A 15,663-nucleotide genomic window follows, 5' to 3' on the forward strand; every position below is an offset into this window, starting at 1 on the left:
CCTGCAATTAGCGCAGGCGCTCCCCCTGTAATTCCCTACATCATCTCCAGTCTCCCCATCGGCTTCGGCCGGTGGGTTCTTTTTCCGTTTCAGCTGGCATTGTCGTCAGAATTTAGTCACCTCCAAAAAGGGAATGCTTAGAGCCGCGCAGAGGCTGCGCATCGACGACGAATGAGTACCTGTGTCGTTGGAAACGAGGTGGCAAGGCGGCTTTGATCCGTTCTGGGCACAGTGAACCAGGGCAATTACCGGCACCTTTTCGTTCGCAGCCGCATTCAGGCGGTGGCCAGATGTCATGTAAATGTCGTTGAGTGCCCCAGCGGCGAAGTAGATGTCGGAATCGAGTTCGACAATCTCGATTGCCGAAGCTTTGATCTCGTCAGCCAAATCCTTGTCAAACCCGCGAACCTGGTCGAAGACCTCCTTAGTTACAGCAATGCGTTCCTCTTTCGCTCTCTCGAAAAGCGATGCTTTGAGGTTGCCGCCCGCGTCGCTGTAAAAAAGGCAAGCCTCTAAATCCAGCACGAACTTGATACCGCTATAGGTCATGCGCTTATTGACCCAGCCGACCAACAGCGCGCGAAGCAATTTGCTTTATTGTGCTGGGCTTTAGATTTGTCAGCCGATATGCATCAAATTGCGAAATTGCGCGCTTGTCGACCGCAGCAATGAGCATGTTAGGTAGAAGGTATCCAAATCTGGCAATTTGCGAACTTATTCCGCCTCCACCGCTAGACTCTTCACCTTCATCCTCTTCTTCGATCGTAGGAACTTTGGAGGGCAGCGTTGCCGACCATGCCGCGTAGAAGCCCTTATTCAAGCCGAGATCAGAAACCCGCAATGCGCTCGCCTGCTTGCTTGCGCCAAAACGTCGAGAGAGAATGTCGACCGCCGTCCTCGGATCGCGCGACGCGACGCGACTATAAGCCTGCGAAAACTGATCTTCGGGCATCATGACCGACGCCGTCACAGAGTTGCAGAACCTTTCGACTTGGTTGTTGATAATGGCGGGGTCCGAGACACCGGTCTTGCCCAAAAGGACGTGAACGACTTCGTGCATCAGGGTGAACAGCTTCGTCGCGGGGCGCTGACCAGTTGTATTCACGAAGATGATCGGAAACTCGCCGGGCGGGGCATAGCAAAATCCGCGAAACGGATCCGCGACCCGGTCACAGAGCACGATAATGCCCTCCCGTTCGAGCGAAACACGCGTCTCACGGAATGTCAGTGTCGGATCCACCGACCCGTCGGCGCGTCGGATCGGAACATAGAGTGACTGCAACAGCTTTTGCGCCGCGGCCTGCTGATTCACAGTGATGCTATGTGTGTTTGCGAACTTGTTCCAATCGTCGAACGTCTGGTCTGCCAGGTAGGCGACGATAGAACGGGCGCGCGCTATGCGTGTTAGTCCCGCCGATGTTAGAATCGCCGGTCGATTATTGGTGGTGCGAAAATCAGGCATGCTCGCATCGATCGACACCTCCGCAGCGAACAGGAACTGGACGGGCACAGCCATCGCGGAAGCGAGTGAAAACGCCACCCGTTTGGTCACATCTGTGGGGTTCGTCTCAATCTCAGTCAGCACGTCGGGCGCGATATTCGCCTCACTCGACACGGCTTCGATTGACAATTGCCGCGCACGACGGATGCTTTTAACTGTCGAAGGTCGGGGGGTAAGTTTCAATGACATCTCAATCGCTCGCAGCAGAGTGTTTTCGGCTCAATGAGTTTTCCGGACTGCTACAACTAGCTTTCGGAATAAATTTGGCCTCGTCGATTTTTAAGGAGCTGGCAATCGTACCCAGAGGGCCACTTGCTCGCAAAGTCGCGGCAATCGAGACGCTAATTGGAGTCCGAAAGGTCAGAGACCTCTCGTCAGCAAACAGCCTCCGGGCACGCTTGGAATCGGCGAAAAGAGAGATCGTCATCAACGACGATAGCCTAGCCACTTGGGTAGAATGTTGCGCGGCAGTCACATTTTTATTCGCGCTTGCCGCGCTATATTGGTCTTTTTACGCCGCGATAGATCAATCTTGCATGGGCGAACCGCTTGCCCTCTTTACAACCATTATACATTTCGTTCCCCTCCCGCTCGCTATTCTGACCCTGTATATCAGAGCGCGCATTGTCTATAAAGACGTCTGGGAAAAGATCAATTTGCTCAAGCAGGATGCCCTCGCGTAAACTTGGGCGCTCCAGCAGCTACGCCTTGATGCTCGGCGCTGGCGGCTTCAACGTCGCCTGCACCTGGAGCTTCGCGACGGTCGCTACGATCGCGGCGGCGATCGCTTCGGCCTCGCCCATCAACTCAGGACTGTATAGCCCGTTGACCATCTCCTCGCTCGGCAAAACGCCCGGCGGGCAATGCTCCTCGATCGTATGCCTGATCAGCGCCAGGGGCGCGGCACTCGTCCGCTTCAATCTTCATCAACTATTTCCACATTCAATTTCGCTAAAATGCAACCAAACCTGCCATCGCGCCTTGTCTGGCAGTTGGAGTATCGAGTGCATGGATAACGCCGCTGACCGGCTGAAGTTCATCAAACCCCTTGAGCCCCTGTTGGTTCTTGAGCCGCCCCTTAGCGACGACTGGCTCCACGAAATCAAATATGATGGCTTCCGAACGCAGCTGATCCGCGACTGGGCCGGCGTCCGCGCCTTCACCAGGAACGCTCATGACTGGTCGAAGCGCTATTGGCCGATCGTCACCGCGGCCGAGCAGTTGAAGGCCAAATCATTTATCATCGACGGCGAGGTGATCGCGCCGGAACCGGATGGGCGGCCGAACTTCCACGCCATGCACTCCCGAATGGTCTGGAACGCTGAGCTGCTCGCCTTCGTGGCCTTCGACATCCTCTACAAGGACGGTGTGGATCTGCGCCAGCAGCCGGCGATCGAGCGCAAGGAGATCCTGTGGGATCTGGTGAAGCCAGCCAAGGGCATCATCCAATACAGCGAGCACGTCCTGGGCGGTGGTGCCGAGTTCTACGAAGCGGCTGAGAAGATGGGCCTGGAGGGCATCGTCTCGAAGCGCCAGGGCAGCCCCTACCGCAGCGGGCCGTCCGACATCTGGGTCAAGACCAAGTGCTGGGACTTCGGCGAGTTCGACCTGCTGGGCATCAAGCGCGAGCCAGGCAAGGAGACGGTCGGGCTGATGGCACGCGACGGCAAATATGCGGGACCCGCCACCATTGCACTGACCAAGGCACTGCGCGAGCGGCTGATGGCGCGCGTGCGCAAGGGCCAACCGCCTGCCGGCGTGCCGACGGCGGTGGTCGGCCCGAGTGTGGAATGGGTCGGACCTGGCGTGACAGCCCGCGTGCGGTATCTTCGCGGCGAATCGAAGCTGCGCCACGCCTCGGTGCAGGGTTGGCGGGACGACGGAACCTAAATGTTACGAGGAGATTCTAGCCTCATGAGCACACGCGGCATCAATTTCCTCGACAAATGGATGGCAGAACAGCTGCCCGAAATCGCGACCGATGATCCGATCGTCATCAGCGACCTTGCGGACAAAGCGATGAAAGCAGCCGACAAGGCCGGCATCGCCACGACCGAGATCAGCGAGGAAGTACCCAGCGTCTTCGAGGTCATTGCCGAGGCCATGGACCATCGCGAAGGCGGCAGGCCCTGACGCGACCAATGTCTTAGCTGAATCAACAATGCTTGACTTGTTCGCATTCCGTTCCCATTTTGATCTTCCTCAACGTGATAGGTGCGATCGAGCTTATGTGCGGACGCGTTTTCGTAAAGTCGACAATCCCTGACATGGTGCGGCGGTTCGAGTTCGCCCATCCCGGGGAGGTCGAACGCATGGGTAATGGCTTCCCGATCTGGAACGGTGCGCCTAGCCTGAGCTATCCGATCATCATCCGCGAAGAGCTCTCCACTTCCATGGCTGGCTTCGTCTCTGCCAAATGGGGGTTGGTCCCGGGCTGGGCTCGTGATGGGGGCGGCCGCCCGGCGCCCGTCAACACGCGCTGCGAGACGATCGCGACCAATGGCATGTTCCGCAAAGCCTATACCTCACGCCGATGCCTGGTGCCGGTCGACGGCTATTTCGAGTGGCAAAAGCTGGACGCCTCGGGCAAGAAGAAACAGCCCTATGCAATTGCGATGAAGGATGACGAGCCCTTCGCCATGGCCGGGATATGGGAAGAATATGCCGACAAAGGGACCGGCGAACTGATCCGCACCTTCGCCATCGCCACCTGCGAGCCGAACGAGTTGATGGCAACCATCCATGACAGGATGCCGGTGATTCTGGCGCCTGGTGATTACATGCGCTGGCTTGGTCCGGAGCCAGATCCTCGAGACTTGATGAAGCCCTTCCCATCGGAACTCATGAAGATGTGGCCTATCGGCAGCCGTGTAGGAAGCCCGCGAAACAACACGCCCGACATCATCGACGAAATTGGAAATCCGGACATCATTGACGAAAAGGGGCATGGCCCTAACGATCTCTTCGACGTCTGACCGTGAGCTGGCATCATGAGTTCACGCGGAACGAATTTCCTCTTCAAATGGATTGCAAACAACATCCACGAGACCGACGACACTTCGGTTGCCGAGCTGACTGAGATGCTCTTGGCCGATGCCAAAATGCTAGGCTTTAGCAGAGCGGAAATCGAAGACGATACGGGCAGCGCCTCCGAGGCGATCGATGATGCGCGTCGATACCTGGATGCAGGCTTGGTCGACTGACGGGCCGAACAAGGGATGATCGCATGCCGGCTGATCGATTGAAGGTCCGCGACGCTGCGGAGGATGGTTACGAGGTCCTGGAGGACGGCAAGGCGATCTGGTCTTTCCCCACCATCGTCGAGGCAGTCCATTTCGTTCGAGATCGCGGCGCGCGCCTCTGGCTGGATTGGGGGCGCACGTTGATCGGCGGCGAAACGCGACCGCATGATTTTGAGGCATCCTTCCTCGGCTCCAGTGTCGGCCGCCTTCTTGGCGAGCAGCACGGTCCGAGCAAGGGCTACTGGTTCTGGACGATCAGCACCAACGACCAGCGCTGGCGGATGCATGGCGGCCAGCGCGGCAGGGAAGCTGACAAGGGCGCGGCGGTGGCCGAGCTGGAACGCGAGTTCACGGAATATCTCGCCAACACGCCGCCCAAACCGTCGCCTTATGCCCAGGCGAAAGGCTTCTAGCGAGAATCGGGGGTAGGGAAACCTTGCAACGGCATCAATTCGAGCCGTGGCGGGGCCAAGGACGCGCGCGAAGGGTGTCGCGGGTAGTGAGTGAAGGGACGGGATGCGAGAAACCACTGTACGGGGCTCTATTCAAATCGAAACCAGATTGGCACCAATCAGGCTACAGGAATGGTGTAGCTCTCTCTCGGATGGTGCAGTCTCAAGGGCGTACAGCGCCCGTGTGGTGCCACATTGGCACCAACGCACCAAAACGGCGCGGGGTGTCGAAAAGGGCCTCAACGCCTTGCAAATTAAGGTGACAGCGGTTATTCAGACGCCCGTTGCTGCGGTAGCTCAGTGGTAGAGCACTCCCTTGGTAAGGGAGAGGTCGAGAGTTCAATCCTCTCTCGCAGCACCAGTTTCCAACATCCTTGTTGCCGCACATTCGTCCTCTGCATTTGCAAGGGCGAGGCGGCTACACGGGAACGGCGCGGCCGTCGTGCTGGCGGACCTCATCAGCGGTGCATTGCTCCAGAAAATGGCTGCCACAGGCAACTCCAGCCGAAGCGCATTCCCGGCAAGACACGATTCGTTAACCAAGATGCTGTTCATCGACATGACGTATTGTGGCATGGATGCCCGTCTGCGTCGGTCAAGTCCATGCTTGTCAGGAAGAGGGCCGAAAGGCTCCTGATCTGGGCGGAACCTAAAACCGCCCGAAACAAAAGAACGTGCAAGGCATGAACGTGAGCGAAAACGTGCAAAACGCCCCCGGTGCTTCCCGTCTTTGGACACTGCCGGCCATCATGGCAGCGTTCTTATGTCTGTTCGTTACCGGCGCGTTCGCGGAGACGCGTGCTTTGAAGATTCAACATCTCCATACGGGCGAGAAGGCTGAAATCGTGTTCAAGCGCAATGGGCGCTATGATCCGGCGGGATTGAAGAAGATCAATTTGATGCTGCGCGACTGGCGTCGCAACGAACCGACGAAGATGGATCCGCGCCTGCTCGATCTTGTCTGGCAGGCCTATCGCGCCAGCGGCTCGACAGCCTATATTCACGTGGTCAGCGCCTATCGGTCGCCAGCGACGAACGCCATGCTGCGCAGCCGCTCGAAGGGCGTGGCTCGGGAAAGCCAACACATGGTTGGCCGCGCGATGGACTTCTTCCTGCCGGATGTGCCGCTGAAGAAGCTGCGCGACATCGGCCTCAAGATGCAGGGCGGCGGCGTAGGCTATTACCCGACCTCCGGCTCGCCTTTCATACATATGGATGTCGGCAATGTGCGGCATTGGCCTGGCATCAGCCGCCAGGAACTCGCAAGGGTATTCCCGAACGGCAATACGCTGCATGTGCCGAGCGACGGCAAACCGCTGCCCGGTTATGGGCAGGCGTTTGCCGCCTACAAGTCGCGCAAGGGCACCGGCGCGCCCAACATCGACCTGGCAAGTGCCGACGGCGGCCAACGCAGGCCGCGCGGCCTGCTGGCGACGCTTTTGGGCGGGCGCGGCGCGGACGAGACCGATGATGTCGCCGAAGCGGTGCCGGCGCCACGCAAGCCGGCCAAGTCCGTTGAACCCAGGCCCGCCGGCATCGCGATCGTGCCGCCGCAGGATGCCCAGCGCGCTGACATCCAGATGGCTTCCGTCGATCGGGTCGAAGAATCGTCGATTGGGCCGGAAGGAAAGACGCCTGAAGCGATCGTCATGGCGATGGCGCCGGGCTCAGTGCCGCTGCCAGCCTTCGCCCCGCGCACCGGGCCAACGACCAGCATTCCGACCCCGCAAATCGCGCAACTTGCAACAGCCAACGCTTCCACGGCGCGGGCCGAACTGGCCAATCCAGCGGCAACCGATGCTGAAATTCCCTCGGGCAAGTCGGATGCCGGCCCCGCGAGCGGCGCGCCGGACCTTGTGGCGCTCAACATCCCGTTGCCGACATGGCGACCGGAAAGCTTGACAAGCCCGATGCGCCAGCCTGAAGCAGACAAAGCCGGCGATGCGGTCGCTGCCTTGCTGGCCTTGAACCACGCCGATGACGGCCACAATGGGTTGGCCGGCCAGCGGGTCTCGGTTGCCCAATCGAAGCCCGAAGATCGCGTCAGGACCAGCCCGAAGGCCGACCGTGTCCAGCCAAATCTCGATCCCGAAGCCACCGCGGTCATCGTGCCGGCAGCGTTGTCCGGCCGGCTGATTGAGACGGGTCGTGGCATCGCCGGCGGAGCTAGCCCTGCGGCGGCGTCCGTCATTGCCGCCAATCTCATCCGCACAGCGCCGGAGCACATCTATCTCGATGGATTCCAGCCGCGAGGACAGACCTCCGATCACCGACGCTTCACCGGTTCAGCGGTCAAGTTCCTGCCCATCGCCAGCTTCAGATAGACGCAAGCCCTCGTTCGAGCCGACGTGGATGTGTTGCACGACTGGCTTGGCTGTCATGGGATTGCAAGTCATGCCGAACTCTCGATGGTTCTGTAAGAAAAGTTCCAAATTTGACAAACATGTGCGAAATTGTAAGATAATTGTCTTTCCGTCGACGATAGGCGATGACAATGTCGATCCGCGAAGAACTGGCCAATACGACCGTGGCGTTCACCTCCGCGGAAGAGAAGATCGTCCAGGTCCTGCTCGCCGATTATCCGATGTCGGGGCTGGGCACCGCGACCCGGCTGGCACGGCGCGCCGGCGTCAGCGACCCGAGCGTGACGCGGCTGATGACCAAGCTTGGCTATGTCGGCTTTGCCGACTTCCAGGCACGCCTGCTCACCGAAGTCGAATCCAGGCTGCATTCGCCGCTTTTGATGATGGAGGCCAAGCGTCCGGGCGGCTCCAGCGAAGGCACCGCACTTACCTATTTCCATTCGGTTTCAGACAGCCTGGAGCGCACCCGCACGGCAGTGCCGGTGCAGGCCTACACGCGCGCCGTCAACATGCTGCTGGAGAGCAAGGGCCAGGTCGTGCTGCTGGGCGGCCGGTTCAGCCGGCATATCGCCTCCATGCTGGCCGGCTACCTCCTGCAGTTCCGCTCCGGCGTGCGCGACATCGGTTCGTTGAGCCCCGCCGATTTCGACCTGTTGATCGACCTTGGCAAGCGCGACCTCCTCGTCGTGTTCGACTACCGGCGTTACCAGTCGGACGTGGTGAGCTTTGCCCAGCAGGCCAAGGAGCGCGGCGTCTCCATCCTGCTGTTCACCGATGTCTGGCTGTCGCCGATATCTGACATAGCGGACCTGACCATGGTCGCCGCGATCGACGCCAACTCGCCGTTCGACACGCTGGCGACGGCCGTTGCCCAGATGGAAACCGTGTTTGCCCACGCGCTGGAGAGCCACGGCGCCGGGGTGCGCAAGCGCATCGAGGACATCGAAAGGATCCGCAGCGCCAATGCGGTCACGCTCGATACCGCCCTGTCGTCATCGGCCGACGACGCCGCCAAATCCAAAACCACAAGGAAATAGTGTCGTTGCGCCCAGTGCAGCGATTGCAAAGCGCCGCGACGCAGAGAAGGAAGCGACAATGCCCGACAACCAGACCATCATCGATGCCGTGCAGGCTGAGATCGAGACCGATCGCGACTGGTTGATCGGCCTGACCCGCGACATGGTTCGCATCCCTTCGGTCAACCCCAAATTCGAGCCCAACCCGGCGATCAACCGCGAGGCGGATGTCCAGGCGCTGCTCGAACCGATCCTCAGGCAGGACGGGTTCAAGACCGAGCAATGGGATGCCTTGCCCGGCCGGCCCAATCTGGTCGGCGAATGGGCGGGAGACGAGGACCGCAGCCTGATCCTGTGCGGCCACATCGACGTCGTGCCGGTCGGCGCGATGAAGGACTGGTCGGTGGATCCGTTCGGCGGCGAGATCACCAATGGCCGCCTTTATGGCCGCGGCGCCGTCGACATGAAGGGCGGCGTCGCCGCTTGCGTCGCCGCAGCACATGCGATCCGCAAGGCGGGCATCACGCTGCAGGGCCGGCTGGCCATCCATTCCGTCGTCGACGAGGAAGCCGGCGGCTTCGGCGCCATGGACGCGGTGAAGAAGGGCAAGCTCGCCAAGGCGGTGCTGGTCGCCGAACCGACCTGGGGCGATGTCCTGCCCGTCGAAGGCGGGCTCGAATGGGCGCGGGTGACGATCCGCGGCCGCAACGCCCATTCGGCGCTGCGCTACAACGAGATTTATCCGCAGCGCCACGACAAGGACCGGCTCGAGCCGGGCGTCAACGCCATCGAGATCGCCGCTCGCTTCATCGCCGCCGTGCGCCAGTATGAACTGGACCGGACGCGGGCGAAATCGCATCCATTGCTGCCGCTCGGTATGAACACGATCAACATCGGCGTCATGCATGGCGGCACCGGCCTTGGCGAACACGGCCTGCCGACCGTCATGACCAACCCGGCCATCATTCCCGACGTCGCGGTGCTCGATCTCGACATGAAATTCCTGCCCGATGAGAACTCGGCCGACTACCGCCGCGATTTCGAGACGTTCGTCCACCATTTCGCCCAGACCGATGCGTGGCTGCGCGACAACCCGCCTGCGATCCAATGGGAGCTCGGCGGGCTGTATTTCCCGCCGATGAACACCCCGGTCGATCATCCGCTGGTGACCTCGCTGATGAAGCGCAAGGCCATGGTCGGCAAGGCGCCGCAGGCGCGCGGCTTCGTCGCTGTGTGCGATGCCGCGCACTATGCCGGCGCCGGCGTCGACGGTGTCATCTTCGGCCCGTCGGGCGACGGTTTTCACGGTTCCAACGAATATGTCGAGGTCGAATCGGTGGTCGAGACCGCCAAGGTGATCGCTGCTTCGGTCATCGACTGGTGCGGCATCCGCTGAGGCGGAGCCGCTATTCCGAAACGGTCAGGCCGGGCGTTTCAGGCGTCCGGCGACGGCGCCCCATGAAGCCTTGATCATGCCGACCAGGCCGCTCGGGTAGGCCAGCATCACGCCGATGATCAGCACCGCCGTGATCATCGGCCGCCACGCACCGAAATCGGCCATCCATTCGGCGAAGATCGTCAGCACGAACGAAGCGATGATGGCGCCGTAAATGGTGCTGGTGCCGCCGAGCAGCACCATCGACAGGATGATGGTCGCCAGGCTCATGCCGAAGACGTCGATCGAGGCATTGCGCTGGTAGGCGGCGTAGAAGGCGCCGGCGATGCCGGTGAAGAAGGCGCTCGCGGCAAGCGTCAGCATGCGCTGGCGGACGATCGAGACGCCGCGGCTGACGGCGTATTCCTCATTGTCGCGCAAGGCGACGATACTGGCCCCGGCGCGTGAGCGCACGAACACGCGCAGGAACAGCGTGCTCGCCACCAGCAGCGCCAGCGCGATGTAGAAATAGGCTGACTTGCCGTCACGGACCATATTGTGGTCGAACACGTAAAGTCCGGGAATGCGCACCAGCCCTTGCGTGCCGCCGGTGATGGCGGACTGGCTGATGATCACCTGCATGACCAGCTGCGCGAAGCCGAAAGTGACCAGGATGATGTAGATGCCCTTCAGCCGCAGGATCGGGATGGTCACAAGGATCGCCGCCAGCGTGGCGATGACACCGCTGGCAAACAGCGCGATCCACGGGTCGAATTCGGCCAGCTTGGTCAGCAGGCTGTAGGCATAGACGCCGATGCCGAACAGCGCCAGATGGCCGAAATTGAAAACGCCGCCATAGCCGAGGCTAAGATCCCAGTTCGAGGCGACGATCGCATAGATGAAGGCCATGATCAGGATGTGGCGGGCATAGGTGTCACCGAAGATCAGCGGCAGCAGCGCCAGCAGCGCGAAGCCGAGCACGAAGCCGATGGCCTCCTGCTTCCACGGCGTGCGGCCTGGAGCGATCGGGGTTGCCGCCTCGGCGTGGCCAGGCGCGATCAGCGATGTCGTGTCGGTCATGCTAGGCCTCGGGAGCGGCTGGCGAAGATGCCCTCGGGGCGCACCATCAGGGTCAGGATGAGCACGCCGAACAGCAGCGCCGGCGTCCAGTACAAGCCGAAATAATAGCTGCAGGCTGCCTCGAAGAAGCCGATCAGATAGGCGGCGAAGATCGGGCCCGATATGCTCGATATGCCGCCGAAGACGACGACGATCAGCGCCTTGAGCAGCGGGTCGCTGCCCATCACCGGCGACATGAAACGGTAGCCGCCCATGAAGATGCCGGCGAGCCCGGCGAGCGAAGCGGCGATGGCGAAGGCCAGCCCATAGAGCGCGGTGACGTTCAGCCCGACAAGGTGGCTGGCATCTTCGTTTTGCGCCACGGCGCGCAGCGCCAGCCCGAGCCGCGTGCGGTTGAGGAACATCCAAAGTGCGGTCAGGATCAGCGGCGTGATGACGATGATGGCGATCTGGTGCAGGGAGACGCCGACGCCGCCGATGGTGGTGTTGCCGGCGATCAGCGCCGGGATCTGCTTCGAGCGCGGTCCCCAGATGGTCAGCGCGCCGTTCTCGATCAGCGACCCGGCTGCCAGCGTGGTGATGACGACGACCAGCACGATGTTGGGTCGGCCGATCAGCGGCCGCACGACGCTCGCCTGCAGGATCCAGCCGACGCCGGCCATGACGACGACGGCGATGGGAAAGGCGACCGCCGCCGGCAGGCCGAGTTCGACCAGCTGCCAGGCGATGTAGGCGCCCAGCATCATGAACACGCCATGGCTGAAATTGAACACGCCGATCGTCGTCCAGACGAGAGCGAGCCCAACCGCCATCATGGCGTAGAGCGAGCCCTGGAACAGGCCGCCGAACAGGATTTCCGCCAATGCGCTCATCTTCGGATTTTCCTAATGGCCAAAATACATCGACATGATCTCGCCGTGGTCGAGGCTTTCGCCCGGCTTGATCTCGGTCGCAACGGCGCCATGGTTGACGAGGTAGAGTTGCTGCGTCAGTTCCAGCAGAAATTCGATATCCTGCTCGACGACGATCAGCGGCACGCCGCCGCGCGAAATGTCCATGACGGAGGCGCAGAGTTCGTCCTTGATCTTGGGTGCCAGCCCCAGCGTCGGCTCGTCGAGGATCAGCAGGCGCGGATGGCTCATCAGCGCGGTGCCGATCGACACCATCTGGCGCTCGCCGCCCGACAATGTGCGCACGCGCTGGCGCCAGCGTTCCGCCAGTTTCGGAAACAGCTTGATCACCTTCTCGCGGTTCTCCGCCTCATGCGGCCGGGCCCGCGGCGAATAGGCTCCGAGCGCCATGCAGTCGGCGATCGAGAGATCGGGAAACAGCCGGTTGCCTTGCGGCACATGGATCAGGCCGGCGCCGACGATGGCGCGTGCGCTGCGGCCGGCAATGTCTTGCCCGTCGAACAGGATGCGGCCGCTCTTCGGCTGCAGCAGCCCGGAGACTGCGCGCAGCAGCGTCGTCTTGCCATGGCCGTTGGGGCCGAACAGGCCGACATTGCCGAAACGGCCGGCCTCCAGCGAGATATCGTGCAGCACGGTGACGCGGCCATAGCCGGCGGTGACGCCTTCGACGCTGAGAATGGGGTTCACGCCGCCGACCTCCTCGTGCCGAGGTAGGCTTCGATGACGCGCGGATCGGCGATTACGCCTGCCGGATCGCCGGCGGCCAGGACACGGCCATTGTTGAGCACCAGCAGATGCTGCGAAAGGCTCATCAGGAAGGTCAGCACGTGCTCGATCAGAAGGATGGTGATGCCGCGCTCGGCGGTGCGGCGGATCAGGCCGATCGACGTCTCGATCTCGGGCTTGGTCAGGCTCGATGCCGGCTCGTCGAGCAAGAGCATGCGCGGCTGCATGGCAATCGCGGTGGCAAGCATCAGGCATTTGCGCTCGAACACGGATAATTCGCCGGCAAGCCGGCCGAACGACTGAGATCCCAGACCGACGAACTCCAGCGCCTCGGCGGCGGCATTGCGGGCCGTGGCCGCTGTCTTTTCCTGCTTGCCGTAACTGGCGCCGATCAGCGCGTTCTCGAACACGGTCAGCCCGTCGAAGCTGGTCTCGCGCTGAAACGTGCGGGCGAGGCCGAGGCGCGCGATGGCGTGTCCCGATTTGCCGTTTATGGCAATGCCGTCAAAGCGGATGTTGCCCCGGTCGGGGCCGAACGGGATGCCGGTGATGATGTTGAACAGCGTGCTCTTGCCGCTGCCGTTCGGGCCGGCGATACCGAAGATCTCGCCGGCCTCGACCTTGAACGACACGCCGTCGACGGCCTTCAGCGAACCGAAGGCCTTCGACACGTCGTCCAGTTCAAGCAGGGCCATTCCCTACTTCATCCAGGGCTGGAGCTTGAAGGCGCCGGTGGCGTATTTCTCCGGAGAGATCAGCGTGCGCTGGCCGTCCCAAATCTGGAAGAAGGTGATCGGGATGTAGTCGTCGCCCTGTGTGGCAAGGTGGGTGGCGGGATCGAATTTCAGCCGCCCTTCGGCGACCTGCTTGTCGGTCTCCGACAGCGCCTTCATGATCGCCGCATGGTCGGATGCGCCGCCGACCTTCTTGACCGCGTCGAAATAGACATTGGTCATTTCGTAGAGGCCGATGCCGTAGGTGCCGCTCTCGACGCCGTATTTTGCCTTGAACTTGGCTGCCACCTCGTCGGCCCGCGGGTTCTTCGGCGTCGTCAGCGCGCCGCCGAGCAGGTTGTAGATGACACCATCCGACTTCTTGCCGGTCAGTTCGACGAATTCCGGAACGCTCGGTGCGTATTGCAGGAAGACGAGGCTCTTGGTCGGCTGCTCGAGGAACTGGTTCAGGAAGGACGCCGAATTGCCCGGCAGATAGTCGGTGTTGATGACGACGTCGGGAACGTTCTCGCGCACCTTGGCGAGGATCGAACGCCAGTCGGTCACTTCGCCGAAGGGCACGATCTCGTCGACGGTGATGGTCCAGCCCTTCTCCTTGAAGGTCTTCTTCATGCCTTCGGAGATGGTCTTCGAATAAGCGTTGTCGGACGAGATGATGGCGACCTTCTTGGTCGGCAAGGTGATCTTGCCGTCGGCCGCGAGCTTCTCGACGAACAGGGTGACGTCGGTGTTGTAGGCGTCGAAGGAAGGCGTCAGCGACCAGCAGCACATGTATTTATCGGGGCTCGGCGCGATGATGTCCCTGGTCTGCTGCGAGGTGGCCGCCAGCATGTAAGGCATTTCCGCTTCGGCCATGTTGTCGATCTCGAAATTGGTCAGGCTGGCATAGCCGGTCAGCATGAAGTGCACGCCCGGATCGCCAAGCAGGCGCTCGACCGCGCTGGTGACGTTGCCGGCGGACTGATCCTTGACGTCGCCGACCACCAGTTCGAACGTATCCCCGGCAACGCCGCCGGCTGCGTTGGCCTCGTCGATGGCCATCTGCACGCCGCGCTGGAATTCCTGGCCGTCCGCCGCGGCAGGGCCGGTCAGCGGCGCAAGCAGGCCGATCTTGACGATTTCGGCAAAGGCGGGGGCGCCTGACACGGCAAACATGCCGATCAGCGTCGTGCTCATCAGCATATGGCGGATTCGACTTGCGGCGGATTTGGGCTTCATCGTGCTGTTCCCTGTTTTCCTCCCGTTCATCGGGAGTTGGATAATTGACAATCTACGCATAATTGTTCTTATTTGAAAAGGATTTTTCAACGCAACCTGGCCGGGAAGATGGTTCCCGCAAAGGTTTGGAAGCCATGGCGCTTTGCTGCGCAACTGCATTAAAACAGGGCAATTCCCCCGACGGAGCGGACAATGGCGATCTCGCAGAAGACCCTTGAAACCAGCCACGGCAAGATCGCGGTTCGCCAGACCGGTGGCGAAGGCACCGCTGTCATGCTGATCCACGGCAATTCATCTTCCAGCGCCGTTTTCCGCAACCAGTTGGACAGCATGTTGGGCGAGCGCTACCATCTCATCGCTCCCGACTTGCCCGGCCATGGAGCGTCCGCCGATGCGATCGATCCGGAGCGTTCCTACAGCATGGAAGGCTATGCCGACGCCATGACCGAAGTGCTCGGGGTGCTCGGCATCGACAAGGCCATCGTCTTCGGCTGGTCGCTCGGCGGCCATATCGGGCTTGAGATGATCGACCGCTTTCCCGGCCTGCTTGGCCTGATGATCACCGGCACGCCGCCCGTCTCGCCCGAGGAGGTCGGCAACGGCTTCAAGCCGAGCCCGCATATGCACCTTGCCGGGCAGGAAACCTTCACTGACGCGGATGTCGAGGCCTATGCGCGCAGCACCTGCGGCGAGCCGTTCGAGCCGTTTCTCATCGACACGGTGGCGCGCACCGATGGAAGGGCGCGGCGCCTGATGTTCGAAAAGTTCGCGGCCGGCACCGGGCGGAACCAGCGCGAGATCGTGGCCGGCAAGACGCCGCCGATCGCCGTTCTGAACGGCATCGACGAGCCATTCGTCAACATCGATTTCGTCTCCGCTGTGAAATTCTCCAATCTATGGGAAGGCAAGGCCCATCTGCTCGACAAATCCGGCCACGCGCCGTTCTGGGATTCGCCGGATCGCTTCAATCCGGTCTTCGCCCGCTTCCTGGCAAGCTTCGACAGAGCGTAGGTCCGTCGGAAAACCGGCGCCACAGACCCCGCCT

At 61.5% G+C, this 15,663-nt stretch carries 17 protein-coding genes and 1 tRNA gene; 10 read left to right on the plus strand and 8 right to left on the minus strand.

What is annotated here, in order from left to right; genetic code table 11:
- Positions 1-105: 105 nt before the first annotated feature.
- From NKI69_RS27545 to NKI69_RS27555, 3 genes are all read right to left on the minus strand, one after another.
- On the minus strand, positions 106-588 hold the full coding sequence (locus NKI69_RS27545) for a hypothetical protein (RefSeq protein WP_352722962.1): 483 nt from the start codon (positions 586-588) through the stop codon (positions 106-108).
- Entirely contained in the window at positions 554-1,690 is a 1,137-nt protein-coding gene (locus NKI69_RS27550) for a helix-turn-helix domain-containing protein (RefSeq protein ID WP_352722952.1), read from the minus strand. Before NKI69_RS27550 ends, NKI69_RS27545 begins: the two co-directional genes overlap by 35 nt.
- A gap of 512 nt (positions 1,691-2,202) precedes the next feature.
- Positions 2,203-2,421, minus strand: coding sequence for a hypothetical protein (locus NKI69_RS27555; RefSeq protein WP_352722953.1), 219 nt, complete (start codon positions 2,419-2,421; stop codon positions 2,203-2,205).
- 88 nt (positions 2,422-2,509) lie between these two features.
- Here NKI69_RS27555 and NKI69_RS27560 point away from each other — a divergent pair, with 88 nt between their 5' ends.
- The 9 genes from NKI69_RS27560 (at position 2,510) to NKI69_RS27600 (ending at position 9,970) form a co-directional block, all read left to right on the plus strand.
- On the plus strand, positions 2,510-3,391 hold the full coding sequence (locus NKI69_RS27560; protein WP_352722954.1) for an ATP-dependent DNA ligase: 882 nt from the start codon (positions 2,510-2,512) through the stop codon (positions 3,389-3,391).
- A 24-nt stretch (positions 3,392-3,415) separates the two neighbouring features.
- Positions 3,416-3,634 (plus strand): DUF768 domain-containing protein, encoded by a 219-nt coding sequence (locus NKI69_RS27565; RefSeq protein WP_352722955.1) that lies wholly within the window; start codon positions 3,416-3,418, stop codon positions 3,632-3,634.
- Positions 3,635-3,729: 95 nt separating this feature from the next.
- Positions 3,730-4,476: an SOS response-associated peptidase gene (locus NKI69_RS27570; RefSeq protein ID WP_352722961.1), complete on the plus strand. Its 747-nt coding sequence runs from the start codon at positions 3,730-3,732 to the stop codon at positions 4,474-4,476.
- A gap of 15 nt (positions 4,477-4,491) precedes the next feature.
- On the plus strand, positions 4,492-4,704 hold the full coding sequence (locus NKI69_RS27575) for a DUF768 domain-containing protein (protein ID WP_352722956.1): 213 nt from the start codon (positions 4,492-4,494) through the stop codon (positions 4,702-4,704).
- Positions 4,705-4,727: 23 nt separating this feature from the next.
- Positions 4,728-5,156: a hypothetical protein gene (locus tag NKI69_RS27580; RefSeq protein ID WP_352722957.1), complete on the plus strand. Its 429-nt coding sequence runs from the start codon at positions 4,728-4,730 to the stop codon at positions 5,154-5,156.
- 325 nt (positions 5,157-5,481) lie between these two features.
- Positions 5,482-5,556: transfer RNA gene (locus NKI69_RS27585), tRNA-Thr, on the plus strand.
- A 322-nt stretch (positions 5,557-5,878) separates the two neighbouring features.
- Positions 5,879-7,519, plus strand: coding sequence for a peptidoglycan L,D-endopeptidase MepK (locus NKI69_RS27590; RefSeq protein ID WP_502895929.1), 1,641 nt, complete (start codon positions 5,879-5,881; stop codon positions 7,517-7,519).
- 170 nt (positions 7,520-7,689) lie between these two features.
- A complete protein-coding gene (locus NKI69_RS27595; RefSeq protein ID WP_128302676.1) occupies positions 7,690-8,595 on the plus strand; it encodes a MurR/RpiR family transcriptional regulator in 906 nt (301 codons plus the stop codon).
- A 58-nt stretch (positions 8,596-8,653) separates the two neighbouring features.
- A complete protein-coding gene (locus NKI69_RS27600) occupies positions 8,654-9,970 on the plus strand; it encodes a M20 family metallopeptidase (protein WP_352722958.1) in 1,317 nt (438 codons plus the stop codon).
- Positions 9,971-9,994: 24 nt separating this feature from the next.
- Here NKI69_RS27600 and NKI69_RS27605 read toward each other — a convergent pair whose 3' ends face one another.
- From NKI69_RS27605 to NKI69_RS27625, 5 genes are read right to left on the minus strand one after another with little or no spacing between them, the layout of a single operon-like run.
- Entirely contained in the window at positions 9,995-11,029 is a 1,035-nt protein-coding gene (locus NKI69_RS27605) for a branched-chain amino acid ABC transporter permease (RefSeq protein WP_352441065.1), read from the minus strand.
- Positions 11,026-11,901 carry a branched-chain amino acid ABC transporter permease gene (locus NKI69_RS27610; protein WP_352441064.1) on the minus strand — a complete coding sequence of 292 codons (876 nt, stop codon included), beginning with the start codon at positions 11,899-11,901 and terminating at the stop codon, positions 11,026-11,028. The genes NKI69_RS27605 and NKI69_RS27610 overlap by 4 nt, the downstream gene beginning before the upstream one ends.
- Positions 11,902-11,913: 12 nt before the next feature.
- On the minus strand, positions 11,914-12,627 hold the full coding sequence (locus NKI69_RS27615; protein ID WP_127269236.1) for an ABC transporter ATP-binding protein: 714 nt from the start codon (positions 12,625-12,627) through the stop codon (positions 11,914-11,916).
- Positions 12,624-13,361, minus strand: a complete 738-nt coding sequence (locus NKI69_RS27620; RefSeq protein WP_352441062.1) for an ABC transporter ATP-binding protein — start codon at positions 13,359-13,361, stop codon at positions 12,624-12,626. The genes NKI69_RS27615 and NKI69_RS27620 overlap by 4 nt, the downstream gene beginning before the upstream one ends.
- A 3-nt stretch (positions 13,362-13,364) precedes the next feature.
- The gene (locus tag NKI69_RS27625; protein ID WP_352441061.1) at positions 13,365-14,618 is read right to left on the minus strand and encodes an ABC transporter substrate-binding protein; all 1,254 of its coding nucleotides are present in this window, start codon (positions 14,616-14,618) and stop codon (positions 13,365-13,367) included.
- Positions 14,619-14,810: 192 nt separating this feature from the next.
- On the opposite strand from NKI69_RS27625, the gene NKI69_RS27630 reads away from it, so the two are divergent.
- Entirely contained in the window at positions 14,811-15,629 is an 819-nt protein-coding gene (locus tag NKI69_RS27630; RefSeq protein ID WP_023809207.1) for an alpha/beta fold hydrolase, read from the plus strand.
- Positions 15,630-15,663: the final 34 nt, after the last annotated feature.

Source organism: Mesorhizobium sp. M0491, from assembly GCF_040321265.1.
Taxonomy (GTDB): domain Bacteria; phylum Pseudomonadota; class Alphaproteobacteria; order Rhizobiales; family Rhizobiaceae; genus Mesorhizobium.